This window comes from Streptomyces sp. NPDC024555, assembly GCF_055559335.1.
The window spans coordinates 167,103-193,403 of sequence record NZ_JBVHKV010000007.1 but is presented as its reverse complement, the minus strand read 5'-3'; the positions used below and the strand labels follow the sequence as shown (position 1 = coordinate 193,403).

Annotated in this window: 14 protein-coding genes and 1 pseudogene; 3 read left to right on the top strand and 12 right to left on the bottom strand. The window is 71.9% G+C overall.

All coding sequences use genetic code 11. From position 1 onward, the window contains the following. Nucleotides 1–85: 85 nt before the first annotated feature. The 3 genes and pseudogenes from ACZ4FH_RS14205 to ACZ4FH_RS14195 all read right to left on the bottom strand — a co-directional run. Nucleotides 86–1,660: pseudogene (locus ACZ4FH_RS14205) on the bottom strand (reverse transcriptase/maturase family protein); the annotation flags it as partial. Then, a complete protein-coding gene (locus tag ACZ4FH_RS14200; protein WP_467304685.1) occupies nucleotides 1,626–10,907 on the bottom strand; it encodes a hypothetical protein in 9,282 nt (3,093 codons plus the stop codon). The pseudogene ACZ4FH_RS14205 and the gene ACZ4FH_RS14200, both read right to left, overlap by 35 nt. A 132-nt stretch (nucleotides 10,908–11,039) precedes the next feature. Next, nucleotides 11,040–13,613, bottom strand: a complete 2,574-nt coding sequence (locus ACZ4FH_RS14195) for a CHAT domain-containing protein (RefSeq protein ID WP_467304683.1) — start codon at nucleotides 13,611–13,613, stop codon at nucleotides 11,040–11,042. Nucleotides 13,614–13,680: 67 nt separating this feature from the next. On the opposite strand from ACZ4FH_RS14195, the gene ACZ4FH_RS14190 reads away from it, so the two are divergent. Continuing rightward, nucleotides 13,681–15,819 (top strand): CHAT domain-containing protein, encoded by a 2,139-nt coding sequence (locus ACZ4FH_RS14190; RefSeq protein ID WP_467304682.1) that lies wholly within the window; start codon nucleotides 13,681–13,683, stop codon nucleotides 15,817–15,819. A gap of 29 nt (nucleotides 15,820–15,848) precedes the next feature. Here the strand turns inward: ACZ4FH_RS14190 and ACZ4FH_RS14185 are convergent, their stop codons facing one another. Next, nucleotides 15,849–16,238, bottom strand: coding sequence for a hypothetical protein (locus ACZ4FH_RS14185; protein WP_467304681.1), 390 nt, complete (start codon nucleotides 16,236–16,238; stop codon nucleotides 15,849–15,851). 330 nt (nucleotides 16,239–16,568) lie between these two features. On the opposite strand from ACZ4FH_RS14185, the gene ACZ4FH_RS14180 reads away from it, so the two are divergent. Beyond that, a complete protein-coding gene (locus ACZ4FH_RS14180) occupies nucleotides 16,569–16,937 on the top strand; it encodes a hypothetical protein (RefSeq protein WP_467304680.1) in 369 nt (122 codons plus the stop codon). 290 nt (nucleotides 16,938–17,227) lie between these two features. On the opposite strand, the gene ACZ4FH_RS14175 is transcribed toward ACZ4FH_RS14180, so the two are convergent. The 7 genes from ACZ4FH_RS14175 to ACZ4FH_RS14145 form a co-directional block, all read right to left on the bottom strand. Next, the gene (locus tag ACZ4FH_RS14175; RefSeq protein WP_467304678.1) at nucleotides 17,228–19,300 is read right to left on the bottom strand and encodes a hypothetical protein; all 2,073 of its coding nucleotides are present in this window, start codon (nucleotides 19,298–19,300) and stop codon (nucleotides 17,228–17,230) included. Between the two features lie 40 nt (nucleotides 19,301–19,340). Then, entirely contained in the window at nucleotides 19,341–21,350 is a 2,010-nt protein-coding gene (locus ACZ4FH_RS14170) for a hypothetical protein (RefSeq protein WP_467304677.1), read from the bottom strand. Continuing rightward, a complete protein-coding gene (locus ACZ4FH_RS14165) occupies nucleotides 21,347–21,997 on the bottom strand; it encodes a hypothetical protein (RefSeq protein WP_467304676.1) in 651 nt (216 codons plus the stop codon). The genes ACZ4FH_RS14170 and ACZ4FH_RS14165 overlap by 4 nt, the downstream gene beginning before the upstream one ends. A gap of 309 nt (nucleotides 21,998–22,306) precedes the next feature. Beyond that, nucleotides 22,307–22,594, bottom strand: coding sequence for a hypothetical protein (locus tag ACZ4FH_RS14160; RefSeq protein WP_467304675.1), 288 nt, complete (start codon nucleotides 22,592–22,594; stop codon nucleotides 22,307–22,309). Nucleotides 22,595–22,622: 28 nt separating this feature from the next. After that, nucleotides 22,623–23,597: a helicase associated domain-containing protein gene (locus ACZ4FH_RS14155; RefSeq protein WP_467304673.1), complete on the bottom strand. Its 975-nt coding sequence runs from the start codon at nucleotides 23,595–23,597 to the stop codon at nucleotides 22,623–22,625. Nucleotides 23,598–23,838: 241 nt separating this feature from the next. After that, nucleotides 23,839–24,309: a hypothetical protein gene (locus ACZ4FH_RS14150; RefSeq protein ID WP_467304671.1), complete on the bottom strand. Its 471-nt coding sequence runs from the start codon at nucleotides 24,307–24,309 to the stop codon at nucleotides 23,839–23,841. A gap of 129 nt (nucleotides 24,310–24,438) precedes the next feature. Next, nucleotides 24,439–24,627: a hypothetical protein gene (locus ACZ4FH_RS14145; protein ID WP_467304669.1), complete on the bottom strand. Its 189-nt coding sequence runs from the start codon at nucleotides 24,625–24,627 to the stop codon at nucleotides 24,439–24,441. A 588-nt stretch (nucleotides 24,628–25,215) separates the two neighbouring features. Between ACZ4FH_RS14145 and ACZ4FH_RS14140 the strand changes: the two genes are divergently transcribed. Continuing rightward, nucleotides 25,216–25,725, top strand: coding sequence for a hypothetical protein (locus ACZ4FH_RS14140; RefSeq protein ID WP_467304667.1), 510 nt, complete (start codon nucleotides 25,216–25,218; stop codon nucleotides 25,723–25,725). Nucleotides 25,726–26,025: 300 nt separating this feature from the next. On the opposite strand, the gene ACZ4FH_RS14135 is transcribed toward ACZ4FH_RS14140, so the two are convergent. Next, nucleotides 26,026–26,250 (bottom strand): helix-turn-helix domain-containing protein, encoded by a 225-nt coding sequence (locus ACZ4FH_RS14135; RefSeq protein WP_467304665.1) that lies wholly within the window; start codon nucleotides 26,248–26,250, stop codon nucleotides 26,026–26,028. Nucleotides 26,251–26,301: the final 51 nt, after the last annotated feature.

The following is a 26,301-nucleotide window of genomic DNA, read 5'->3' as shown; positions in this document are numbered from 1 at the left end:
GGTGCCTGCCGTGACAGCTCCTGTTCCGCGCGGCCTCCCGCCCAACCGGACATGACGGTTTCCCTGTCATCCGGCTCTCCAGTGACTACTGCGTGAGTGTTCTGGCTGGCTGTTCCGAATGGATGCGGTCGTGGCAGACGTCGCAGGCCACGACCGTTTTGCGGCGCCGTTGGAGCATGACGCGCGCCCAGTCGGAAGGCTGCCATCCGGCATGTGCGAGATCGGCGAGAGCCCGGACGTGGTGCACTTGCACGTTGCCCTTGCTTCCGCAGATCTCGCAGGTGTCCGCCAGGAGTCTCGCGATGAGTTCCTTCTGTGGATAGTCCACCCGGACCGGCTCGCGGTCGGCGAGTTCAGCCGCTCGCTGCCGTTGGAGAGGAATTCCACCGAACCGTGCCACCAGTGGTTTCCTGTTCTTCCGCTCGATACGGGCCTCGAAGCAGACTCGGGGCCCGTTAAGCGTGTCGATTCTGGCCTTGTGCTTGGCGGCCAGCTTCGACACGGACGAACGGTGCTTGGCCGCGAGAGTCTTGAGCATGGAAGTCTCCATGACCCATTGCAGCCGGTGCAGCCGGAAGACATCTCCGGCGAGCAGATAATACTGGATGATGCCCCGGTAGACGGTCCCGAAGGTCGCCACGATCGCGTGATCGCTGCTGTTGATCAGGGCCGTCTTCTTCCCGGGTTCTCCCCGGGCGAGATAGGGGGCGCATTTGACTTTAATCACGTCCCGTGGGACACGGAGAGCGATCTGGCCGTTGACCCGACGGTAACGGCCGGTCTTCTTCGTGTCGTTGTGCTGGGTCGTGATCTCGTAGCCGAGAAACCTCGCTGGCCGGGTGCGGGCATGAGTGATCAGTGTCTTTTCCTGGGACAGTTCCAGCCTGAGTTCACCACGCAGGAACTGGGCCAGGCGTTGCTTGATCTGCTCGGCCTCGGCTTTTGGTCCGGTGAAACCGAGGAGATGATCGTCCGCGTAGCGTATGTAGCGCAGCCTGCGGTATGCCGGATCGTTCGGATCCGCGCTCGGCAGACCGACCATCCGCTGACGCAACGAACGGGCCTCGACCCGGTCGCCGCGCCGGCGAGATTTCGCCAGCAGATTCTGCAACTCCAGATAGGCCGGGTTCCTGGCCCGGCGTTTTCCTCGGGTGTACTCCGGAATCAGAACTGTCTCAACGAACTCGTCCAGCTTGCGCAGGTAGATGTTGGACAGGACCGGGGAGGCCACTCCGCCCTGCGGAGCTCCGGAGAGTGTGGCACCCCATTTCCAGTCCTCCAGGTATCCGGCCTTGAGCATGTTGCGCACCAGCCTCAGAAACCGCTGGTCATGGATCTTCTCGCCGAGGAACGACAGCAGGACCTGGTGGTCCAGGCTGCCGAAGCAGTCGGCGATGTCCCCTTCGATGAACCAGGACGTCCCGGTCCAGGTGTGGTCCACCTCCCGCAAAGCGGTATGGCAGCCACGGCGGGGACGGAATCCATGGGAGCGGTCGGAGAACGTCGGCTCGTAATACGCCTCCCATAACAGGCGGACCACTTCACCAACAAGCTTGTCCGACCAGGTCGGCAGCCCCAACGGAATGGTGGAGTCGGGTATCGGAACTTCCCGAATAGCGGCGCCGTCATGCTGTCCGTGCCTTCGCCTCTCTGAGAAGCGCTTCTCCATACTGCGTGCCTGCGTCAGGCATCAGGACGGAGGCCGGCAGCAGGGTGAGCGGTAGGCCCCGTGGCATGAGCTGCCCGAAGACCGACTCGACCACTTTGTGCTGCTCGCCAAGCGGCTGCCATCGGGGAACCGCCCGCCCATGCGGCGGGGTCAGGCTCGCCCCAAGCCGGGCCAGCCGGTGCAGCAGTGGGGCGTCCCCGGCCAGGTGCTCGGCTGCGGGCAGTCGGCCCACGGCCGCGAGCAGCGACCGTGCTACTCCTGCGGCTTCGCTCTGCGGGAGTCCTTCCGGGCGTTCGGTGACGGACCGGCCGAACCCCTCGACGAGCGTCACCTGGCCGTCCGTCATGTGCTGCGCGATCCGGAGCGAGCGCAGCCTGCGCCAGTCCCCCTCCTTGGTGTGCCGGTCCGGCCGGGTCAGCCACTGAGTGACGAGCGCCTCGGTGTGCATCGAGGCGACTGCCCGGTCGCCGATCCGGGCCAACAGGAACGACACCCAGCCCTCCGGGAGCCCGACCAGCGCAGACGGGAGGAGGCCGCCCAGCCGGCAGACGGCCAGCGCCGGCCCGAGGTCGATGCCCTCGTCCGTCTGCAGGACGAGGGTCCGGCCGATGTCGGAGCCGATCCACTCCGTCACCGCGGCCGCGGCGGTGCGCTTGGCCCGTTCGCCCTCCTCCTGCGACACCTCCTCCTGATCGAACGCGTGCTCCAGCCTGCCGAGCGCCCAGAGCACCTTCCGCCCCACCGAGTTGCCCCTCGGCGCCGCGCCGCCGTCCAGCCCCGCCCGGTACGCCTTCCGGTACTTCACGAACCACAGCGGGATCAGGCCGTCGACGCGCTTCGCGGTGTCGGCGAACGAGTGCAGTGCCAGCCTGCCGAGCGGGCCGCACATCCACTCCGGCAGGTCGACGACCGTCCTCCGGGCCCCGGGCTCCACCAGGTGGACCGCCCGCTGCCCGCGGACTTGGCCGAACCGGGCGACCTCTGTCATCAGCTCCTCCCCGGGCCCGCACGCCGTCCGGCCGGACAACCGCGCCAGCAGGCCGAGCGGGGCCACCGCGACCAGCCGCATGCCGCTGGCCCCGTCCGCCGCCGCATCGTCGACCACGGACACCCGCAGCAGTTGCCCGACCGTCAGGTTCCCGAACTCGTGGACGGCCAGCGGGTGGTCAACCAGGCTGATCAGGTGGTGCTCGCGGCGCAGCACGGTCAGCTTCCGGACAGCCCGCAGCCGCTTGACGAGCAGGTCGCCCGGCACGTCCTGCGCCCACGCCGCGTCCCGGGCGGGCAGCCAGCACAGGGCCTGGGTGCGCTCCTCTTTGCAGAGCACGCCAAGGCAGGCGCCGTCCGGGCCGTCCACGGCGAACAGCGCCTGCACGGTCGTCTCGCCCAGTGTGGTGTCGCCGGTCGGCAGGCCTGTGCGCAGCGTCCGGGTGGTCCGGTCCCAGTGCAGCCGCAGCAGGCGCCGGTCCGCAGCGAGTGCGGCCGCGGCCGGTTCGCGGGCCTCCTGGGGGAGGCTGGGCAGCAGCTCGTCCATGTCCGTCCTGATCAGCGCCGCGCCGCTGCGCATCACGATCCGGCCGTTGCCCAGGTGGGCGACGGGCCGGGCGAGCACGGTGCCGTCCGGCCAGACCCCGCCGGGCTGTCGGCGCCGGGAGACCGTGACGACAGGTTTGGGTCCGTCGGCCACGGCTTCGACCGTCACCGGCAGCACACCCAGCTGGCGGAGCAGCACGCTGCCCGCCTCGGTCGTGCTCGACGCCAGGTCGTCTCGCAGCCAGCGGGCCAGGAACCAGTGCTCCTTGGATGCGGGTGCCAGCTCGACCGCCGTGTTCGGCAGCCCCGCCACCCTCAGCACCCCGCCCGCCGGGTCCGCAGTGAGAAGCACCGTGTCCCCGGCCCGGACCGAGTCGGGGGCGGCGGGCGCCAGCGCGTTGGCCTCGTCGAGCCACACGGTGCTGCCCGGGGGGCAACGCTCGATCAGTGCGCGTTCCGCCGGGTAGGGGAAGGCAGCGTCGCCCGCGCCGAGGTAGAGCGCGCCCGCCGTCTCGTCCGCGTGGCCGACCGGAAGCAGGAGCCGGTTGTGGTGGCCGGCCCGGAGCGCGCCGCGCAGGCCGGGCCGCCAGTCGGTGAGGACCAAGTGGCCGCACTCGTTGACCCCACCCTCGATCCGCCCGTACAACAGGTCTCCGGGGGCGAACCGCGACCAGTCGAGGTCGGCCAGCGAGTGCCCGTCGGAGAACCGGACGAGTTCGCCGCGGATCTCGGCGACCCGGCCCGGTGACATCTCCAGCCAGACGCCGCCGTCCTCGGCGCGGGCCACGGCCCAGTACGTCCGCAGGCTCTCCGGGCGGTCCTGGAATGTCTCCTCCAGCAGTTCGGTGGCGGGGAAGCCGTACTGGCGCAGGGCCGCCGACTCGTGCCGAAGCGTCCAGCCGGTGCCCTTGTGGGAGAAGAACACCGGCTCCTCGACGATCCGAGCGAGTGCGGGCAGGTCCCGCAGCCGGGGCTCCCCGCCGAGCGACCAGGTGCGGGTGCGGGTGTCGTGGTAGCGCCACCCCTCCCGTTCGCACGCCCGGGCGATCTCCCGGGCCGACGCATCCAGGAAGGAGACCTGGGCCCAGGGGACAGTCCGGACAGCGGGGTCCGGGCCGACGGTACCGACGGGGCGGGCCGACACTCCCTCGGCCGGGTCCTCGGCGTCGAACTCCAAGACGCCGGACCGGGGTTCCTTCAGCGGGACCAGCTGGGCGCTGCGGCCCGCAGTCCTGCGCACCACGCCCGCGATCTTGGGGTGCTCCCGGTGCAGCAGGGCAGCCCCGGTGTCCCGCTGGGCCGTGGCGTTGAGGCCGGGCAGGCCGGCCACTGTGAACCGTCTGGGGGCGTCTGCCTCCCGGACGTCCTCGGCCGTCCGGAGGCTGTCCTTTGGGAAGACCACGGCGGGCCTCGGCCGCTCGTCCAGGTAGGTCAAGTCGGCCGGGATGGCCTGCCTGACGTGAATCCTCCCGTCGGCGTCGAGCACCAGCCGCACCACGGATCCGGCGGTGACCTCGTCGCCCGCGTGCAGTCCGGCGAGGTCGAAGAGCACGCCGGGGCGGAGCTCGATCCGCCGTCCGTCCGCGTCGACGACGCCGAAGCTGCCGCCCGGCTTGCGCCTCAGGTAGCTGCGCAGGGTCTCGGTGCTGCGGACCGGCGGCGACTTGGTGGAGCCGTGCCACTGGTTGGGGTACTGGCCCGGGGCCCCGAGCCGCACCAGCATCCGGGCCCGTCCCCGGTAGGCATCGAGGCCCTCGGTCTTCGCGGCCCGGCGCAGGCAGCTCTCCCGGTGCGAGAACTCCCGCCGGGGTACCACCGCGGAGAGCGGCTCCCCGTCCTGGACCACCTCTTCGGGCAGGACGAAGCGCAGCAGGTAGTCGTTGCGAGTCTCGTGGATCGACCCCGCCTCCAGGTAGAGCCGGTCGTCCTGGCCGAGCCCCCGGCTGCCGTCGGTGGTGGCGTGCGGGGCGACGGTGGCGAAGCGCAGCGCCCGGCGGTGCCGGCCCAGCTGTTCCGGGACGAGTCGGCCCAGCAGCAGCCTGCGGCCGGCGCCCTCCCCTTGCGCGGCAAGCAGCGCCGGCACGTCCCAGTCGTCGATCCGGGCACTGACCGGCTGTTCGACGGCGTGGGTGTCCGGGTCGGTGTCGCGGCCCAGCCCCCGGGTGCGGGTGACCGCGCGGTGCACAGTGACCCGGCCGCGGTCGTGGTCCACGGTGGCGTCGAGGAGGTGCACGACGTTGGCGTTCGTCGCCTCGAAGTGGATCTGCCGTTCCACGCCAGTCGCGATATCGGCCAGTTCGATCAGCACGGTGACGGTGTCGGGGGCGTCCTCGGTCGCACTGAAGGCCATGGCCTCGACGCGGTCTCCGTGGAAGAGGGCCAGGCCGTCCGGGTCCAGGGGTTCGCCGCCCACCAGCAGCGTCCCGGTCGGGATGTCGACGAACCAGCCGTAGCCGAACTCGAACCGGGCGGCCAGGCCGGTCCCGGTCTCCTCGATGCCCACGTAGTACGGCTTGCCCCGGGTGTGCCGCGGGTCCCGGAAGTCGCAGCGGCTTCCGTCGGCCGCCGCGTACGGGGCGATCACCGCCATGAAGTCGGTGACGGACAGCGGGGCGGCCGACAGGAAGGACGCAGCGTAGCCGGTGCCGTCAGGGTGGGGCACCGGCCGGGCCCGGACCAGGTCAGTCGGGTGATTGCGGCCGGCCACCCAGGCACGCGGTTCGTCGAGGATCTCCAGCCACGGCCGGTAGACCCCCTCGGCGTCGGGTGCCTCGCAGGCCGACAGCGCCATCCGGCCGTCCGCGTCGATCCGCCCGGTCAGCACCGGCTCCGGCGGGTCGACAATCCGCTGCCAGGCGGCGGCCCGGTCGTACGCGGGGCGCGGCGCCGGGCCAGCCGGCCGCCGGGTCGGCCCGACCGGGGAGAGGTCGTACTCCCGCCGGATCCGGACGTACCGGGTGCCGGTACCGTCGGCGGGCGCCGGTGCCACGTTACGCAGGTCGACCTGCTCCCGTTCCACATGGACGGCCCGGAAGTCGATCCCAAGGTCGATGCCCGCAGTGTGGCCTACCCGGTGAACGCCCCCGTGCTGAACGACGACGGGGAAGGTCCCGTCGTTGCGCGGTCTGCCGCCGCGCCGGGCGGTGGCCCGGCCGGTGCTGGCGGACGTGGTTCTGGTGCCCGGCTCGGTGGCCAGCCGCGGTCGGCCCGAGGCGTCCTGGCGGACCGTCAGCGGCGTGCCGTCCGGGCCGGTGGTGGTGCCGACCGCCTTCCAGTCGGCTCCGGGCTCGTCCACCCGTTCCCAGAGGGCTTCGAAATGCAGCATCCGGCGGTGCGTCTCGAAGGTCCATCCGGCGCCCGTCCGCACGCCGCCGAGGCGGTCGCCCACCGCGGGCGCGTCGATGTCGAGGCAGTCCACCGGCAGCCTGGCCACAGCGATCTGCCCGCCGAGGTCGAACCAGGCGCGCACGTGGCTGACCTGGTTGTCCTGGTTCTTGTAGCGGGCGACCACCAAGCCGCTGAGGCCGGGGCGGTCCAGCTCGGCCGGATCGCGCGGCGGCAGGCACCGCTCCGCCAGGTGCCCGGGCGGCAGGGCCGCCAAGGGGGCGCGCAGCTGGTCCGGGGAGGGCAGGACTAGGTAGTCGGAGCTGACCTGGGCGCGGCGCGGGGCGGTGCGGGACAGCATCGGGAAGTCGCCGCTGAGCGTAAGGGACTCGGTGGCCACCCGTCCTCGCAGCCCGTCGGCGGTGGCGGCCCAGTTCGCGGCGCTGTCGCCCTTGCGGGCGGCCCACACCAGGTCGACGACCGTTCGGTCCGGCACCTTTGCGTACCAGGCGTACTGCTCGGGGGTGGGCTTCTGCACGAGGATGCCGTCCTCGTACAGCGGCTGGACCTTCACCACGGCCCGCCGGGCGGCGGCGTCGTCCCAGGCTTCGACGCTGCACACCGCGTGCGCGCCCCTGGGCGTCGGCCCGGCGAACTCGGCCCTGACCAGTGGGGGGAAGCCCTCGACGGCGCGCACGTCGATCTGCCACTGCGGCCAGCCGTCGGCGTCCGTCCGGAGGAAGGCGTCCTCCTGCGCGTAGTGCTCGGCAGACCGCGCCCCGTCCTCGGACATGTCGCCGTCCTCGGGCCGGTCGCGAGCCTCGGCCGGCGGGTCGAACACCGCAAGCCACTCCAGGTTGCGCCGGTCGAAGGCCTTTCGGGCGGACAGCCGGAGGACAGCCTCCCCCGGCGCGAACTCAGCGTGCACGATCAGCCCTGTCGGGGCGTCGGGGTACTCCTCCTCCAGCCGCCGCCAGTCGACGGGCCGCCACGCCGCGGGCCCCAGCACGTAGGAGTGCCCCGGCGTGGTGACGAAGCGCCAGGCCGTGCCGTACCCGGTCCGCTCGGTGGCGTCGCCGACCAGGACCAGCCGCACCGGCACCGGCACCTCCCCGGTGCCGGCCGCGACGGCCAGTTCGGGCAGCCCCGCGTCCAGGGGCACCCAGCGGTTGAGCTCCCCGTGCCATCTGACCAGCACGTTCGACCGGATCGCGGTGCCTTCCGGGTCGAAGGCCCGGGAGAGGTCTGGGTCCCAGCGGCGGCGGGCGGCGGTGTCCGCCTCCCCCGTCCCGCCGGGGTACAGCTCGCCCGGGCAGCCCTCCACCCGGAGCCCGAGGCCCGGGTGCTGGTCGTTGCGGGCGAGCTCCGCCGCGCGCACCTCCCCGTCTTGCTGGAGCAGCGGCACCAGCGGGACAACGGTGGGCAGCGGCTGCCCGCCGGGGGGCGCGAGCCGCACGGCCACGGTGTCGCCGACCTCCCAGCGCCGGCCGTCCTGCGGTTCGGGCCGGCAGCGCTGGAGGGTGTCGAGCCCGCAGTTGACCAGCAGGGTGGACGTGTCGCGGAGGGCCGGATGGACCACCACGCCGAGCACGCAGGTGTCCGGCTCGGGGCGGGCATCGCCCCGAAACAGGTCGAACACCTGCCGGCGGCTGTCCCGCACGGCCCCGACCGAGGCGTTCTCGTCACGCCGGTACTCGACGACCTCGCCGGTGCGGCGGTCCTGGACCGTCGCCGCGAGGAACCGCCGGTCCTCGCCGGGCAGGTCGGCGGCCCGGCGGGTCGCCGGGTACCGGGCGGGCCGCTGGGTGCTGTCCCACAGCGAGGCCATCGCCTCGGCCAGCGTGGTTCCCCGGCCGCCGAGTTCCCGCGCCGCCGTCGCCCGCAGGAACCCGACCAGCGCCGCCTCGGTGCCGCGGCCGGAGATCCGGCTCTGGTGGTCCAACCATGGGTTGCCGTGTGCCGCCACGGGCGGCCGACCGCCCCACTTGTGGTAAAGCGCCCGCAGGGCCCGCAGCCGCAGCCGGTTGGCCGTCTCCGGGGGCAGCCCGCCGTGGGTCAGCTCCTCGAAGAGCCGGTCGTAGTAGAACTGCGCGCCGCCGCTGAGGCCGACGATCGCGTCCACCATTTGCTCCAGGACGTTCAGCAGCCGTTCCTGCGAGCCCGTCCCCTCGGTCGGCGCGCGGAACATATCGAACATCCGGGCCCGCACGTAGCGCGGCAGTTGGGCCGGTGTGCCGAGGGAGGAGACCAGGCCGCTCCAGGAGGAGACCCACTCCTCGTGGTGGTTGGCGTCGCCGAGGTCGGGGCGGCCGACCAGGGCGGCGAGCCGCAGCGTGCGGACCGTGACCGGGGTGATCCCGTGCTTGTCAGTCGCGGCGAGGAAGCGGCTCACCTCCTCTGACATCCGCTGCCACTCCTCGACCGAGAAGGAGTCCCGGTCCGGGTCGGTGGGGCCGCTGAGCACCAGCGTGCCCGGCAGTAGCGACCGCAGCCGCCTTCCGTCGGGGCGCCGCGGCCCCTCAGGCGTCCAGTCCCAGCGGAGCACGTCGTGCCGTGAGTGCGGGTGGAGGTCGCGGTACAGCCGGGCGGCGCCCGAGGCCGTCACGGCGGGTACGGGCCGGTCCCGTTCGCGGATCAGGTCGAGCAGGGTGTCCGCGGGGGACGGCTGACCGCCGAACCACCGGGCCCCAGCCTCCGTCCGATGCTGCCCGGTGCCGCCCGCCGACGCCTCCTGGGCCCAGTGGAGGGCCACCTTGCGCGCGGCCCAGTCGGGCAGCACCGGGGGCGTCGATGGCGCGGTCGGTAGCGCCGCCACCACACGGACGATCCCGGCCGGGTGGATCGCGGCCCGCACGCCCTTGCCAGCCCAGTCGGCAACCGCCGCGCCGTGTAGCAGCAGCACGCACAGGTGGCCGACCTGCAGCTGAGCCCGGTGGATGGGGCCGTGCACGGTCTCCATGAGCGCGTCGAACGTCCGGTACAGGGTGTCGCGCAGGTGGACGAGGAGCAGCAGCAGGTGGTCATCCCCACCCTCCGGCCCGGCTTCCCCGCTGGGCCCCTGGCAGGTCAGGAGCCGGACGGCCAGCAGGCCCGCCCCCAACAGCCGCACCAGTTGCTCGGGTTGGCCGTCCTGGAGCCGGACCACCGCCCCGCCCGTGCTGCCCGTGGCCTTGGGCTGGTCCTGGACCAGCCAGGGCGACCACAGCCACGCCGCCGTCTCTGGGTCGGTGCCCCCGGCCGGGCCGGCGCTGAACCGCGGATTGGGGATCTGGCCTGCGGGGTGGCGCAGCGAGAGCAGCCGATGGGTGTACTGCTGGACGACTTCGTAGGAGTCGTAGGGCAGGGTGAGCGGGAACCTCGGCGCGTCGACCGGTCCTTGGGAGGCGGGCGCGCGCCACCACCGGGCGAGCCGCCGGGTGACCCGCTCCGGGGCGACCTCCGCGGCGGCGGACCACAGTGCCGTCTGCCACAGCACCGCCGGCATCGCCGACTTCGACGCGGCCCCCGTTCCGCCAAGGCGCCGGTAGGCGGCCTCTCGGGCCTCGCAGCCGACGGCCTGCGGGATCAGCCCGTCGGCGGTCCAGGTCCGGAGCCAGCCGGTCAGGCGTTCTCCGGCGAACGCCTCGGCCTCGACCGCGTCCAGTGGGTCCGGGCCGGGGCTGGGGTCCGCGGACACCGGGTAGGTGATGCGGGCCGCGGCGGCCAGCAGGTCCGGTTCCAGGTCGAAGGCGCCCCGGGAGGCCGTCGCGAGGGCGGCCCGAACCCGGCCGGCGTGTTCGGGCCGGAGCGCCGCGACGGCCTCGGCGGCCTGCAGCAGGGCCATACGCCCGTACCGGCCGGCCAGCGCCTCCTCGGTCAGGGACTGCTGCTCGTCGAGAACCTCGCCCGCCGCGCGCGCGTCGCGCCCGACCAGGAAGCGGACCGCCACCAGGGCCACGGTCGGGGCGAGTTGCTCCACTAGGTCCTGGTACGGGACGTCGGCGGCGTCCGTCTCGGACGTGCCGTCGTCCAGGCCGTCCAGCAGTTCACCCAGGGCCGCCAGCGCGGGGCGGACGGGGCCGGCGGCCGACCGGAGCGCGGCCCCCAGGCGGGTCCGCAGGTGCTCGGGGGCGACCGCGGCGATGTACCGGTACACGTCCGCCGCCCGCGCGATCACCTCGCCGCTGCCGGCGAACCGGTGGTGCGCCGCCAGGACCAGGGGCAGCGCGTGGAGCGCGGTGGCCGTGCCGGTCCGGCCCAGGCTCTCCAGTGCCGCACCGACGATCTCTCCGGCCCGGGGCGTCCCCACCGGTTCCTGGAGCGCGGTCAGGACGTCCAGATGGAGCGCGGCCGTCTGCGGCGGCAGTCCCAACGAGGCACAGAAGTACCAGTGTTCGAGCATCCATGTCCCTTACGTGCGGTCACCGGCCGAGAGGTGGCATCGGCGGGACGAGAAGCGGGTGACCTACCCTACGGGTTCCGGGCCGCGGGGCGACGATTTCCGGCCGCATCGAACCCGGTTCCTGATGCATCGTCACCATTCGTCCTCGGCCAGGGACAGCGGCGACCGGAGGGCGTCCCGGAACGGGGCGAGACCGGCTTCCAGCTCCGCGTCGGCGGGCCGCTTCCTCGCCCCACCGGCCGGTTCGAGTCCGAGTACCCGACGCTGATCCTCGCCTAGGCCGTAGATCCAGCGGGCGGACTCTTCGGTCAGCGGGCGGCGGGTCAGCAGCGCCCAGCTGCCCGGCCGGCTGCCGGTCGGGTCGAGCTCTACGAAGTCGATTGGGTCGAGCAGCCCGGCCCGGTCGAGGGCGACGGCCTCATCTGCTTGGTCGAGGTCCTGCGGGAGGGGCCCTGCTGCTCCCCGGCCTGCCACCCTGATGGCGGCCGCCACCACCGGGGCGGCCTCCACCCAGGCGTCCAGGGCGTCGGTATCGGTGTGGCCGGCCCGCAGTAGTGCCAGGGCGACCGCCTCCGCCAACGGGCGGGTCAGGTCCCGGCGGCGGACGTCGCCAGGCAGGGGCAGCTCCGTCCCGGCCGCCCCGATCCACCGGTCCAGGTCCTCGTCGCAGGCGGCCGCCAGGCACAGCGACGCGTTCCGCCGGGGCGGGACGCGGTCGCGGGCGTGGGCCTCCAACAGTGTGCGGTACAACCCGGGCCAGCGTTGCCGCACCTCGTCGAGGACCTCCCGCTCCTCGTCGAACGTCCCCCACGTCCCGTCCGCGTTGAGGTCGTCGACGACCTCCCGGACGTCGACCTCGGGCACGGGCACCGCCCCGTCCGCCCCGCGGGCCAGGGCCAGCCGGTCGAGGAGGCCACGGGCGCCCCGGCCCGTGCCAGCCGCGCCACCCGCCGCGCCCGGCCGCCGCCGGGACCGCTGGGGCACGGTGGCGGTCGGTGCGGGAAGGCGCAGCAGGTACTCCTGGTGGCCGAGCAGCCGGGCCAGCTCCTTCGCGCTGCTGCGCACCTGGTCCGGCTGCGGTCCGCTCACCTGGAGGACGAGGACCCGCAGGTCGGGGTCGAACCGGAAGAGCCGCTCGACGTCCCGGCGGATCCCCGGGGGGAGGGGGGAGGTGTTCATCTTCAGGACGAGTCCCGTCCCCCGGTGCTCCCCGGGCGGTGCGGGGCGGTGGGCCGGACGGACACTGTTGTGCAACTCGACCGCGTTCCGGGGCAGCCGCCCCCCGGCCGCGTCGCACAGGTACCAGCGCCGGGGGGCCTCGTCGCGGTCGTGGTGGCGGGCGACGGCGAGCAGCCGTTCGGCGTCGGTCATCAGCCCGGTCAGGTCGTCGCCGGTCGGATCGGCCAGGACGTCGGCGACGGTACGGCCGGTCAGGCACCACCAGGCGTCCAGGTGCACCCGGTACCGCTCGTCCGGCTCCAGGTCGCCGTCAATTGGCAGGCGGTGGGCCACCGGCGCCCGGCGTTCGTCGCGCAGTTCGGGGAACATCCCCACCGAGAGGTCGCCGACGCCCTCCCGGACGAACAGCACGGGCAGCACGTGCGCGTCCACGATGGCCTTGCGGGCCTCGCGCAGCGCCAGGTCGGACGGCTCGCCCCGGACCAGCGCCGCGAAGAGGACCTGGGCGAAGTCCGCCGCCTGACGGTGAGTCACCTCCCCTATCACCGCTACCACCTGTGTCACTCCCGCACGGACGAGTCGCCGCGCCACCGAGGGGGCCCGCCCCCGCTCGTCGGCCGCCCCGCCGGAGTGGCAGGCCATCAGCACCGCGAGGCCGACACCGGCCTCAGCCAGCAGTTCACCGAGGTGGTCCGCGGGGAACCAGGTCCCACCCTCGCCGCCCTCGGAACCGTCCGTACCGTCCACAGCCAGGGCGAGGCCGCCCTGCAGCTGGTGCCCGCCGTAGTAGAAGACCTCGGCGCCGCCGTCGAGTGCGCGGCGCAGCGCCCGCGGTGTCGCCGGGATGTCCGCGGTGCGGGCCGACAGCCGGGAGCCGACGGCCACCCCCTCCACCAGCCGCCGGTCGGCGTCCGCCAGCGCCTCCGGCGGGGGCTGGGCAAGTGTGACGGGCGCGTCCGCGCCGGGGACGGCAATCTCGCCGTGCACCGCGGTCGCGTCGGCGATCACCACCCGCCCGATGGTGACCGGGGTACGGACGGCCTGCCGAACGTTGGAGCGGACGCTGCGCACGAGCAGGATCCGGGGGTGATCCCCGAGCGGTCGGCTGCCGTCCGCCGGCATGACCGACGGCTCCGCAGCCCAGGCCCGCCACTCCTCGCGGAGCGCCGTCGCGCCGGGCACCCGCACCGCCTCCCAACGCAGGGCCGCCAGGTCCCGCGGGCCGCCCTCGGACGTCAGGCCCGGCACGCGGACCTCGGGGGTAAGGATCCGCAGTCGCAGGTGACCGCACGCCAACTCCTCCATTCGCAGGGAGAGGTGGAACCTGACGGGCGGAGGCAGCAGGATCCCCGCCATGCCCTCCGCCGCCCGCTGGGACACCGGCTTCCCCGAGGGGACGAATAGGTTGCCCGTCACCCGCCGGGCCGGCGGCGGATCGTGCAGCGCCACGCCCCCCTCCCGTACGACCGCCATGACCGACTCCCCCTGGAACTCCAGGCAGATGGTGATGTCCCAGTTCAGTTGCACGGTTGGCCCCCACTCACTCGTCTGTCCCAGAATGCCAGTACCTGGAGGAGCCGAGAGGGGAACGGGCGTGGCAGTGGAGGAACCGGCGGAGTACACCCGGACGTACCGGTCCGAGAAGGAGCGCCTGCTGCGGATCCTCCGCAGCACCGAGCTGTGGCACTCCGAGCTGGACGACGAAGCCCGCGACGCCTGGCTAGCCCTGCTGGGGGACCCAGACCTCACGCGGGAACAGTTCGACGCCGCGTTCGACCTGATCCTCGAGGAGTATTGCTCCGCCGCCGACTGCTGGGTGGAGTTCCTGGAACGGGAGCGGGACACGGCCTGGGCGCGGGGCATCCCTACCCAGGAGGCACCGGAGCTGCCCCGCGAAGAACCGGCCACGGACGGGGACTTCGACGAAGACGCCGAGGAGGACGCCGGCCAGGACACCCCGGCGCGCTTCCTCAACCTCGCGGTCGTCTGGCCGCACTCGCGCCGGAGCGTGCCCGCCGACCTCTACCTCGCCTCCGGACGCACCTACGAACTCCGTCTGGGCATCGGGGATCCAGTCGATGGCAACCTCCTCCCGTCCTCCTCCCCGGCGCTCCCCGAAGGGCCCCTCGACCACACGGACGACAATGGTCGGGGCGATTGGCTCCAGGTGACCGCCGTCAGCGCGGACCTCCACCTGCCCGCCGAGCGGTACTGGATCTTCCTGCCGCTGCACGGGGACGCCTGGGTCTGCCACTGCTCGCCCGGCGGACGGCACAACTGCGAACCGGCCCACCGGGGGCGGCACCTGCACATCCCCTTCGTCGTTCCGGAGGAACCCGGCCCGGCCCGACTGCTGCTGATCGTCTCCTACCGGGGCAACCAGTTGCAGTCGGCGACCGTGACCGTCTCCGTCTCCGCAGCCGAGGGCCCCGGCGGCACCACCGGGGCCGTCGTCGACTACACGCTGACCTCGGGCTTCACCGGCCTGGACACGCTGCCCCGCCGCGGCGCCGCGGTACGGGTGGGGCGCCGCGACGGCGCGATGACCATCGACGTCACCGCCGAGGACAGCCCGGCCGCCGCCTTCTGGCTCAGCGAGCACCAGGTGGTCGCGGTGCTGGAGCAGGTCCGGACCGATCTCCTCGCCTGCCACAGCGAACTGCGAATGAGGGAAGGGAAGGAGGAGAAAAAGGTGCGGGTGAACCTGCTGGACAAGGAGAACCGCAAGGACCCCGACGCGCTGCGCCGGGACATGACTCGGCTGGCCCGGCGCGGCTGGTCGCTCTACCAGATGGTCGTTCGCAGCCGGCCGGAGCGGGAGGCCCTGAAGCGGGTGCTCGACCGGCCCTCGACGATCCAGATCTGCCGGACCGAGCTGAACGACCTCGCCTTCCCCTGGGCCCTCCTGTACGACATCCCGGTGGAGGCCGACACGCCCCTGGGGCAGTGCGGGCCCGGCTGGAAGCAACTGCGCCGGGACCCGACCGCCCGCGCCTGCCCGGACCGGACCCGTCACCCGCTCAACACGCTCTGCCCGTACGGCTTCTGGGGGTTCAAGCACATCATCGAACAGCCCGCGTCCGTCCCAGGCGGCGGCCGCGTCCACCTGGAGGCGGGCCCGGCCGGAGCCGCGCCCTCCCTGACCGTGGCGCGCAGCACCAGGTTCGACCCCACCGGGGTGGAGCGCCACCTGACGGCCCTCCGCGCCTTCTTCCCCGACCTGCGGGTCTGCGACCGCAAGGACGCCTTCCGCCTGGCGCTGACCGGCGCCCCTTCCACGGGCGTCTACTTCTTCGGCCACGGGCTCCCCGCCCGGGCCGGGGAGGACACCACCCCCACCGTCCTGGAGATCGGCCACGACGACCGCATCCTGCCCGAGGACCTGGCCGCCTGGGGCGAGGCCCCGGAGTGGGAGCAGTGGGCGCGGACCGGCGGGCCCCTGGTCTTCCTGAACGGCTGCCACACCGTCGACCACGACGCCCGGACCTGGCTGCCCTTCGTCGACGTCCTGGCCGGCCTGCACGCCGCCGGCGTCATCGGCACGGAGATCACCGTGGTCCGGGGCCTGGCCGAGGAGTTCGCCGAGCGGTTCTGGGAGCTCATGCTCTCCGGGCAGGACGTCGGCTCCGCCCTGCACCGCACCCGGATGGAACTCCTGGGCAGGGGCAACGTCCTGGGGCTGGCCTACACCGCCTACTGCTCCGCCGCCCTGCACCTGCGCACCACCGGGTGACCGCCCCCACGGGGCGGCCACCCGGGCTCTCACCCCTCGCCCATCCAGTCGTCGGGCGTCTCCCGCGGCGCGCCGACGGGCTCCGGGGACGGCGCCGGAATCCCGGAGCCACTCGGCCCGACCGGCTCCGGCGCGGACCGGGCCGCCTTCCGGCGCCGCCCCTCCGCGCGGCTCATCAGCAGGGCGACGACGAAGTAGCCGAAGAACCCGGCGAACAGCCCGATGCCGTAGGAGGCGAAGAGGTCCGGCTCCGCGAACTTCATGTTGATCACCACCCCGCCGCCCAGGGCCGCGATCACCGTCACCAGGTCGGTGAGCGTCGGCGCCTTCGTGTTCCGCCGCAGTGTCCGGTAGGCGATCCAGCCGATGACCGCGCCGAACGCCCCGGCGCCCCAGAGACTGAGCGTGGAAACCTGCACAGTTGCTCCTCCCAACCTCCCCATCACCCTCCGTAACAGGGGTGGAGGTACAAGGTACTACCCCGGCCGACCGCCCCTACATGCCTTGCCGTCCTCGCTCGTTCGACTCTCCATCGCCATCCACACGGAACGGGACCCTGTGAATGCACGGGCAGACGGCACGCGAGCGAACGCTGCGCGAACGAGCTCCTCAGTGGCATGGAGCTCCGCCAGCATTTTCCACTACTTGTGCATGACAGGGAAGTAGGGCGGCACCTGGTGAAAACAGGTGGGGCCGGTCTGACCGGGAACGGCCCGGACCAGACCCTGAGCGCCGCTACGCTTCGTAGCGTGACTGATACTCCGACTCTCGACGGGCTTCTGCGGCATGCCCTGCTCGCCGACAACGCGCGGGCGCTGCACGCGGGCGCCGAAGCCGGGGTGCACACCGCGGCGTCCCTGACCGAGGCCGCCGTCGACCTCCTTGTCGTGATGGACGCCGTCGACGACCCGGTGCAGCGCGAGTTCCTCGCCGAGGCGTACCGGTGCCTGGGGATGTTGCCCTGCTGGCACGTGCGTGCCGACCGCGCGGTCGGTGAGAACCGGGCCGGTGTCGGCTCGAGGATCCCGCGCCGAAGGAGCCTGCGCAAAGGGATAGCCGTGCCCCAGGGGCTCGCCGCTGTCCGACACCACCAGCCGCTCCTCGTCGGAATGTCATGAACTCCACTCGGCTCGAAATCCCGGCCACACCCGACGGATACCGTCTGCGCACCGCGCTCGATCGCCTCTGCCACCGGCGGGTGCGGGCGGGCTGTCGCGCACGGCCCAATACTTCAGCCGGACGTCCACTCGTCCAAGTGCTGGGCAACAGCGCGCAGGAGCAAGTCTCCGCGTCGGAACTGCTGGGCTCGTCCAGCAGGGCGGTGATGATGGTGAGGGCGGTGGGAGCGGAGACCTGGCCCGGTCCCGGCCGCCCGAGGCGTCAACTGGGTGACCGGCCCGAGGAACGGTCAGGTGGTGACACGGGGCATACGTAGTGCGGACGGGGTCGGGCGCCCGATCGGCAGGATGCCGACCACGATGAGCCGGGGGACCTCGGTGGCGCTGCGCGCGTGGTGAATGATCCAGACGCTGTCCTCAATGCTCCGGTAGCCGCTGGTGTGGCCGCTGTCGTCCCCGACTAGGAGCAGGCCGAAGGGAGGGCCGGTGGCGGTGTAGTTGGCGGCCTGGGCGAGGTAGCTCTTCTCGATGCGTTCGCGAGTCCATCTGGTGTTGCGGCGTTTGACCTCGGCGACGAAGCGGCTGCCGGCCTCGGGGGTGTAGGTGACGTCGGTGCGTCCGCTGGCGACGTCGATGAGTTCGCGCTGCACGGTGCCGGGGGTGAGTGTGCCGGCGAGGTGCTGGTGGAGGTCGTCCTGGACGTGCTTCTCGTCCCAGTGGTCGGAGCTGCCGTCGGGCTTCTTGTCGGGGCAGGGGCCTAGGTAGGCGGTGCGGGCGCCGTAGTAGTCGGCCTGGGCGTCGAACCGGTCGTAGAGGAACCGCAGGAACTGCTCCAGCAGGGTGGTGAAGTAGGAGCTGTCACGCTGCGTCCAGGCGGGGCTGGTGGCCAGCTCCCCGAGCAGCGATTCCAGGTGGGCGTCGAAGCGGGCGTTGCCGCTGGGGGTATAGCCCTTGGACTGCTGCTGCAAGAGCTGCTCGATCCGATCCAGGAGCAGCGGGTCGAGGTTGTCACGCAGGCCCGAGGCGTCAGCCTGGAAGAGCCCGGCGAGAGTAGGGCGGCCCTCCAGGGCTTTTCCCGGCATCACCTGCCCGGTCGACGACGGTGCCCGCCGCTGGGCCTGGACGACCTCGTACAGCGCCCGCGCGTCGGGGGAGTTGGTGAACTGTAGGTCGGTGGTGAGGGCCTGTTCGAGGTGGTGCAGCAGGCCGTCGCTGCGCACGAACGCAGCCTCCACCGGTGGGCTCACCAGTGCCGTCAGGCCGCCGGACCCGTCGGTCCGGGCGGTGTGGATGCTGCGGCTGGCGACGTAGACGTCCAGCAGGTCGCCGAGGGTGCCGGCCGGGTCGTACCAGCTGGGTTGGTCCAGGTGGGTGCGGGCGGTCTGGAGCGAGGTGACGAGCCGGGACCAGGCGCTCTGCGCAAGTCCGCGGGCGCTGAGCCAGTCCAGCCGGTGCATACCGCGGGTCCACTCGGTCAGCACAGTGGTTGTGGCATCCAGTTGGGTGGCGGCCTGGGCCAGGCGCTGCTCGGTGGGTGCGGCTGTCGCGGGCTGCTGGTCGAGTTCGCCGAAGGCGAGGACCGCATCGACGGCGGCGGCGTGGGCGCGGGCGTCGAGTCGGGCCTCGTGGGTGCGGTCGAGGTCCTTGAACCGCATCAGGGCCCGGCGCAGATGGTCTTCGACGGCCGAGCGGTCGGATGCCTCCAGGGCGCTGCGCATGTCCGCGACGGCCAGTTCGAAGGTGGCGTCGGCCCGGGTGCCCGCTGGCAGATCGGTCTGGTTCTCCAGCGCGCTCAGGACATCGAGCAGGGCGTCGTCGCCGAAGTGGTCGTGGGCGACGCCGACCAGGATCGGCAGACGTTCCAGGGCCTCGGACGGCTCGTCCCCAGTGATCTCGGCGAGCAACGCCATGAGACGGTGCGGGGTGGCCGTCTGCGCGACGGCCAGGCGCAGCAGTCCGGCGACGGCCGGCTGGGCGAGAGCGGCATCGGCGTCGCCGGCGAGAGCGGCCTCCACGTGTGCGGCAAGATCCCGGACGGTGCGGGTGCCGAGGCGGGTGGCGAGCGCCGGGTGGGTGCACACCACGTCGATCGCGTCGGCCAGGACCCAGGCGGCGCGGGGGTTCCGCAGCCCCTGGGCCGCGGCGTCGAGCAACTGCCGGGCCTGGTCACCGTCCACGGCGTCGAGGTCGCGGCCGAGTGCCGTTAGTAGATAGGGCAGGAGTGGACCGGCAGCGAGCTGGTCGGCCTCCGCGATCACCACCTCGGCACCGCCGAGGTCCGCGATCGAAGGCCCGGCGTCCAGCTCGTCGTCGGTCGCGTGGCTCGCCCAGACCTGGAGCATCTGGTCCACGCTTGGGGTCACGGACCTCTCCTTGTCGCCGGCCGGTTCGCGAACGAGCATCTTAGAACAGGTGTTCACCGTTGCTGGTGATGATGTGGTCCTTCGGTAGGTCGTCAACGAGCTCGGGCTGCGCCGTGGTGAGAACGACCTGCAGTTCGGGAAGTTCTGCGGCGATGGCCTGCAGCTCGGCGATCAGGGTGCGGGCCGGCACCTCGGTGACTTCTTCGGCGGCTACCGAGTCGATCAGAAGGAGGCCGGGGTGCGTGGCCACGCCACGGTCAGCACTCACACGCAGAAGTGCGATGACGGTCGCGATCCGCATGCGGAGCCGGTCGCCGCGGCTGAGCCTCTTGAACACGGTCTTCACGCCGGCCTTGACGGCGTTGACCTTGCCGGAGCGGTCGAGTTTGACGCTGTCGAGGTTCTGGACGCCGAACCGTGTGGCGAGCTCGACGATCGCTTTGTTCATCGCCGGGAACAGTTGCTTCGCCGCAGCGTCGACGGCCGCACGGATGGCTTCCTCGGTGGTGGCCAGGACCTGGGCAGATACTGGGACCGGCGGAGCCGGAGGCATCGATCCGGTCGCCTCGAGCCGTCCGCGGAGCTCGGCTGCCCGGATCTCCTGGTCACGCAGCCGGTCGTGGGCCTGCGAGGTGGCAAGCCCCTGCTCCAGGCCGGCCGCCGCCTCGCGATGGTCGGTCAGAGCACTCTGCACCGCCTCCACAGCCCTCAGCTGCCGGTCGGTTGCCTCCCTCTCGGCATCCTGGGCTTGCTCCAGGTTCTGCTCCAGCTCCGCCAGTAGTGCTTCAGCGGTCTCCGGGTCGACCTCGGGCAGCGGCCGCGTGCACACCGCACAATTTGCCTGCTCACGCTCCTCGCTGCGCCGCACACTGCCCAGCGGCTCCTCGCACCGCGGACAGCACACCGGGTCCAGCCGTCCCAGGACCCGCCGGGCCTGCCACGTCTCGCGGGCATCCAGTAGCCCCTGCTCCGCGCGCATCCGGGCGGCGGACACCTCCGTGAGCGTCTGCTCGGCCTCCTCCAACAGCGCCCGCATGCCGCGCAACTCCGTCGCAGCATGGTCGGCGGCCCGCAGGAGCGGGGAGATGTCCTGGGCAGCCGCCCGGCGCCGCGCCTCGATCTGTTCAGTCACGTCGGCGAGTTCGGTCTGCCACGCCTCGCGCTCGGTTCGGCGGGCTTCGGCGTCCCCTTCCGCCCGGCGCTGCCCCTGAGTAATCGTCTTCTTCTCCCGCTTTCCGGCGACAGACAGCTGGGTGAGGGCCGTGCTGTACGGGATGTCGACGAACAGCTCCATGAGCCGCCCGGGCAGGCCACCGGCGGCGACATCGCCGAGCAGGATCTCGTCCCCACCGGGATTGAGGTAGCAAGCCCCGAAGTACGACGCCCAGCCGTGAACCTGCGGGGCCCCCTCGCCGTCGGCGCCGCCGGTCCCCTGCCACAGGTTGGTGTGCTCCATACGCAGCGCGTCCAGGAAGAACTCACCAATACACCGGCTCACCTCCTCGTTGCCGGACGCGGTCGCCAGCAGACGAAGCGCTTCGTCGTCCACGGCCTGCAGATGGTCGACGGACTCCCCGGCGAGGATCCGGCCCCGCAACTGGGGATGCGGCTGGTCGTCGACGTCCAAGACGATGCGGATCGCCCGGCCCGCCACCGCGATGTCCATGCTCACATGCCGCAGCCACGAGCGGACATCGGGCGGCAGATCGCGCGGCCCGCCGCGCAACGGGAAGACGAGAAACTCCAGCAGGCTAGTCTTCCCCGCGCTGTTGTCCGGGTGGACGATCGCCCACACCCCTGGAGTGAAGGGCTGCTCCACGGTGAAGTCGTCGCCCGAGTGCTTCGTGCCGCTGGCGCGCAGCCGGATGATGCGCAGCCGCCGGTCGGCGGCAGTCGGGCTCTTCAGGGTGATGTTCGCCTCGGCCAGGGTCCGCTCGACCTGCACCGGCGTCAGCCCCAGCCTTTCCGCGACCTCCTTCAGGATGTCGCCGGCGCCCGGGGCGACGGTCAGGTCCTTCGCGTCGGAGCGGGCCGGGCCGGGCGCGGTCATGAAGCCTCCTGGTCAGTGTCGCCCGTGGCTTCCGGGCCTGGTGTCGCTTGAAGTTCGCGTAGCCGCTCGCGGGCCTGCTCGGTGATGGGGCCGATGTGCTGGCCCCAGGGGGTGTCGGCGTAGTCCCGCAGCAGGTACTGCCGGTCCTTTAGCTGTGTGCCGCCGAGACCGTCGACCAGGTCCACGACCAGGCGGGTGCGCTCGACGTACCAGGCCAGCGCAGGCGCCTCGGTGACCATCGACTGTGCCACCTTCCGGCCCTGCTCCAGTAGGAAGTAGATGTGCTCCACCACGCGCTCACGCCCGAGGACTTGCGTCTTGCGCAGCAGCCCCCGTTCCACCAGCGGCGCCAGAGCGTCATCGAGCTCCTCGAAGGCGCCGTACTTGTAACGCAGCATCGGGAAGCGCCGCAGATCCGGTTCCTCCGACTCCAGAATCTCTGCGGCAAGCTCCAGCAGCCGAGGAACGTCCGGAGCGGCCACGTACTCGTTCATCAGCTCGTAGGCCAGGTAGTCCGGATTGCGGACCCAGAAGTCCAGCTTCTGCAGCCGCACCTGGGTATGGACCACCCCGACGCTCGATGGTGGCACCGACCCGCCTTCGGCTGCCGGTTTCGCGGCGGCGTCGATCAACAACAGCAGCCGCACCGAATCCTGCCAGCGAGTGGCCCGACGTACTCCTGTGGATCCGACCATCACGCTCCTCTGGATCGGTACACACCCTCGGCCATGAACGACATCCTGACAGCGTGTTGAGGTGAGTGGGGAGAAGTCGGCGCGAATCGGCGCACCAAAGTCGCGCCGCTCGCCAGAGCTACCAGCTGCCCAGCCACTGCCACGGGCGCAGCCGCCCGAGCAGATAGTCGGCGGCGAGCGCGGCGGCAGCGGTGACGACCACGCCCAACCATCACGACCACCGCACCCCGATCGCGGACAGCTGCTCCATCCGCTCCGGCGTCAGGGTCGCGGCCCGGCTGCGCTGGTTCCCGATCCAGGCGCCAGCTTGTGCTCTCGCTCCTCCTGGTCCTCGCCGACGATCCGCTCGACGTGCTTCCTTGGGACCTGAAGGCGCCCCTCACGGTCGTAGAACTGGCGGGCGGCCGCGTAGTGCATTGCCCACTTGTCGGCCTGCGTACGGCGCTTGGGCTTCTCATCCTCGCTGGTGGGTTCGATCCCGAGGACCTGCTCGCACATCCTCGGCTGGATGGTCGTGAGCTTGTCCCAGCCCAGCCGCTGCGCCTGCACCCACCGCCCGAGGTCCTCGCCTGGTGAATCACCTTGCCGGCCTCCTCAAGGTGGAGCCGGACGAAGTGAAAGGCGCGCTGCCACTCCACTGGCCACTCCACTGGCCAGGCCGGGCACCACGACGGGTCGATGTCCTCCAGCTGCTCGCGCCGCTCCGCCGACAGCGCCCCGGCCGACGACTCGACCGGCAATCCCTCAGCTCGCAGCCGCACGCTTCGGCCGCCCTCCGGGCTGCGGCCCGCGCGTTCTTCAACCAGATCCCCATCCGGTACCCCTGGAACACCGCGTCGGTGGGGGCCAACAGGTGGCCTGCCTGGGCCGCCCACCTGCGTGCTGCCGCGAGGCCCTTGTCCCACTCGACGTCGTAGTGCGACCAGACCATGCTGAGTTCTTCCAGCTGACTCACGCGGGCCTCATCCATGTCCCCCCGGGCGTGGAACCGCCGAGCATCGGCCTTCCACTGCCCCAGGGGCAACCCGGCCAGCGAGGCCGGCCACACCTCGACCTCGCCCAGGCCCTCCTCGGCCTCGTTGTTGTCGGCGGCGGCGGGCACACGGTAGGTGAAGGGCACCTTCAGATCGCCGTGGAGCCGCTGGTAGATACCTGCGGCCTCCATGCCGCGCCGCCAGTGTTCATGCTCCGGGTTGAGCACACGCAGGTTGATGAACGCGGCCAGCTGCGCTGGATCGCGTGGCACGGAGAACTTCACCGGCTCCCGCGCAGGCACCGACGGACCGTCAACCTCGCCTGGCTTGCGCTCTTGATCCTGTATGGGCTTGTAGGCGCTGGGAGCCTGCTGCTCGGCAAGTTGCTCCACGACCAGGGCAACGTGTGCCCTGAGGGCCTCCAGGAGCATTGCGAGCCCGCCGTAGGCCCGGGAGGTCAGCATGTTGTCGACCGTCTCGCCCGGTCCCAGGAGTACCGGCACGACGAGCGAGGCGATCTTGCCTTCGCCGGGCTGCATCCGCAGCGCCCGGCCCACGGCCTGGACGAGGTCGGGCACCGACCCGCGCACGTTAGTACACGGAATCGCAGTCGCGGGTGTCGACCCCGTCGCCCAGAACCTTCACCGACCCCAGGAAGCCCTGCCCCAGGTCGACATAGAGGGAACGAGCCTGCCGCAGAGCACTCACGGCACCTCCCGACCGGCACCGCAGCACGCCGACACCGCCGCTTCGTAGGCGGGAGCCGTCGGAGAGCCGCCCGGCGGCTCCCGCTCCCTGACCGACCTGCGGGCCCAGCCGTCAGCCTTTGGGCGGAGGTGTGCCGGGGATCCTGAAGAGGAGGTGGCGTGCTTTGCGGCGGACTGCTTCCAAGTGTCCGGCACGGACCATGGACTGGAGGAACTGGCGGACCTTGGCCGGGGAGGGGTGGGAAAAGGCGGTGGCGATGTCGGTGGCCCGCCATAGCCGGGGGGGCTCCTGCCGCATCAGGCCGAGGACTTGTTCGGCCGTCAGCTCGAGGGGTTCGAGGAATGAGGGTTCGGTGGGCTGTGGCCCGGCGGGATCAGGCAGGAACAGCGGGTGCCGCACGGCCCCGGCGGCGAGCTCCTGCCAAAGCGCTTTGATGTCCTCGATGTCCTGGGCGGACTTCAGGAGTGTGTCGAAGTACTCCAGTTCCTCCCTGGCGCGGGCGCGCTCACGGTTCCATTCCTCCTTCAGGGCTACGAAGTCGGCAGGTGCTGCAGGGCCGGGGCCAGGATCTCGATATGCCACAACCCTGACGCTAGGCCCCGGTGTCCACAGGACCGACCGAAAGCACCAGCCGTCCTCCGAATTGGTGACACGCCGCCAGGGGCGGACCGTTGGGTCCGGCGGGCGTGGGCACCGCAGGCGGCGGGCCGGTCAGATCCAGTCGACTGTGAGAGGGCCGTCGGGCAGCCACCCGTCCCAGTAGCCGTCGACCAGGGTCGCCAGGTCAGCCGGACGCACCGGCCGGTCGCGGAGAGTGGGGTCGTGCAGCGGCTGCCACCGGGTGCGGGGCGGGGGCCGGAGGCGCAGCCGGGGCAGCTCCCGGCTGTCAGGGGTGGCCATGAGCAGGCGGCGCTCGGTCCGTGCGCCGCCTGGACCACCGGGAGGGGTGGCCCAGAAGTGGCAGACCAGCGGCGCGTAGGTGAGGTCATCCAGCCCCCACCGTTCGCAGGCGGCGGCTGCCGCGGCTTGTTGGTAGCTGCGTGCGCCGGGAACGGGGAAGCATGGCGGTGTCAGTACGGGACCGGTGCGGCACAGGAAGCTTCCACGGTCGCGGTCGAGCAGGAGGAGAAGGACACAGCGGCGCAGGCGGGGCGGTGGAAGGGTCACACCCTCACCCTCACTGCATGTTATTTCAATGGCACCCTGTGTGAGCCGTTCGGGGCGCAGTCCTGTGCCGGCGTTCGGGCATGGGCGTGAGTAGTGCGAAGCAACTGCGTTGCGTGGTAGGGCAGTTGGCGTGAGCGGGTAACCGGTTCGCGCGCGCACGCCTCACCGGAGCGGACGCGGGCTCCACGGGCGTCCCGACGCCAGGGTGACAGGAGCTTCAGGTGCGCACCCGACTGGTCTGGTTGAGGGATGTCACTCGTCAGGATGGAGTTGCCCTTCCGAGTGCGCTGTGTGCAGCGTCACGGACCTAGGGTGTGCGCCATGGACAGCATCAGCCTGGACTGGGAGGCGGCGGTAGCCGATCCCGCCGGGACCGTGGACAAGCTCAGGCGCGTCGAAGAGGAGACCGCCGAGTTCCTGGCGCGCGTGGCCGCCGTACGGGCAAAGCTGGAGGCTCTGCAGGGGCGGCCGTGGGCGACCCCGCCCCCGGCCGCCAGCCCGCCTCCCGGGGGGACGGAGACTGCTTGCGGCGCCCCCGGCTTTGACGAGCCCGACGGACCGGAGTCCGGGGCCGACGGGGAACAGGTGACGCGCAGGACACAGGTGCTGGACCTTCTCGGGCGCGGCGGGGAGCGCGAGTGGAACATCCGTGAGATCGGGGAGGCGATCGGGCAGCCGAATCTGCGCAGTCTGCGGGTGCTGGTGGAGGATCTCGTCCACGAGGAGCTCCTGGCCCGGCGGACGGTCCCGCCGCGTTCCGTCGTCTACCGCCGTCCCGGCATGATCCCGCCGCAGGGCGGCCCGTCGACTTCGGAGGCCTTCACGAGCTGACCGTACGCGCTCGGAAAAGGGGTACGGGCCGCCGCCAACTACCACATCGGCGACGGCCCTGAACGGCCCCTGGCCTGAGCAGACCTCTTCTCACAGTGGCCCGCGTCCCGCCAGGAGGGCGAAGAAGCGGGCCCGCCACCGCGGCCCGGCCGTTTCCGGCACCTTAGCGCGAGAGTCGCGCCGTCGTGCCGGTTGCGGGCGTGCCGTCATCCCTTCGGGTGGCCCGCGCATGCGGGACCGCCCGGCCGAGGACGGCTTTTCATGACTCCACCTTCCACCGTGCCGCGCAGGCGCGGCACTTCACACGTTGCGGCCCGGCCACAGGTCGCGGTCCAGGGCCCTTTCCAGGCTGGCGACGGTCAGCAGGTCCGGCCAGACCCGCCCCTCCAGCACGTTGGCGATGGTCAGGCGGCTGACACCACTGAGGCGGGACAGTGCGGCGACCGACAGCCCGTCGCTCTCCAGCGCGGAGGCCAGCGCGAAGGCCAGCGCCTGGGCGACCTTGGCCCCGTGATGGTCAGTCAACGCAGCTCTCGGCCAGAACCCGCCCTGGACGAATCCACGGGGGCACACGGA

Excerpts from the sequence above, each read along its gene's own strand:
- ACZ4FH_RS14200 (WP_467304685.1), bottom strand. The coding sequence starts at position 10,907 with ATGCTCGAACACTGGTACTTCTGTGCCTCGTTGGGACTGCCGCCGCAG.
- ACZ4FH_RS14170 (WP_467304677.1), bottom strand. The coding sequence starts at position 21,350 with ATGACCGCGCCCGGCCCGGCCCGCTCCGACGCGAAGGACCTGACCGTC.
- ACZ4FH_RS14145 (WP_467304669.1), bottom strand. The coding sequence starts at position 24,627 with ATGGCCACCCCTGACAGCCGGGAGCTGCCCCGGCTGCGCCTCCGGCCC.
- ACZ4FH_RS14140 (WP_467304667.1), top strand. The coding sequence starts at position 25,216 with ATGGACAGCATCAGCCTGGACTGGGAGGCGGCGGTAGCCGATCCCGCC.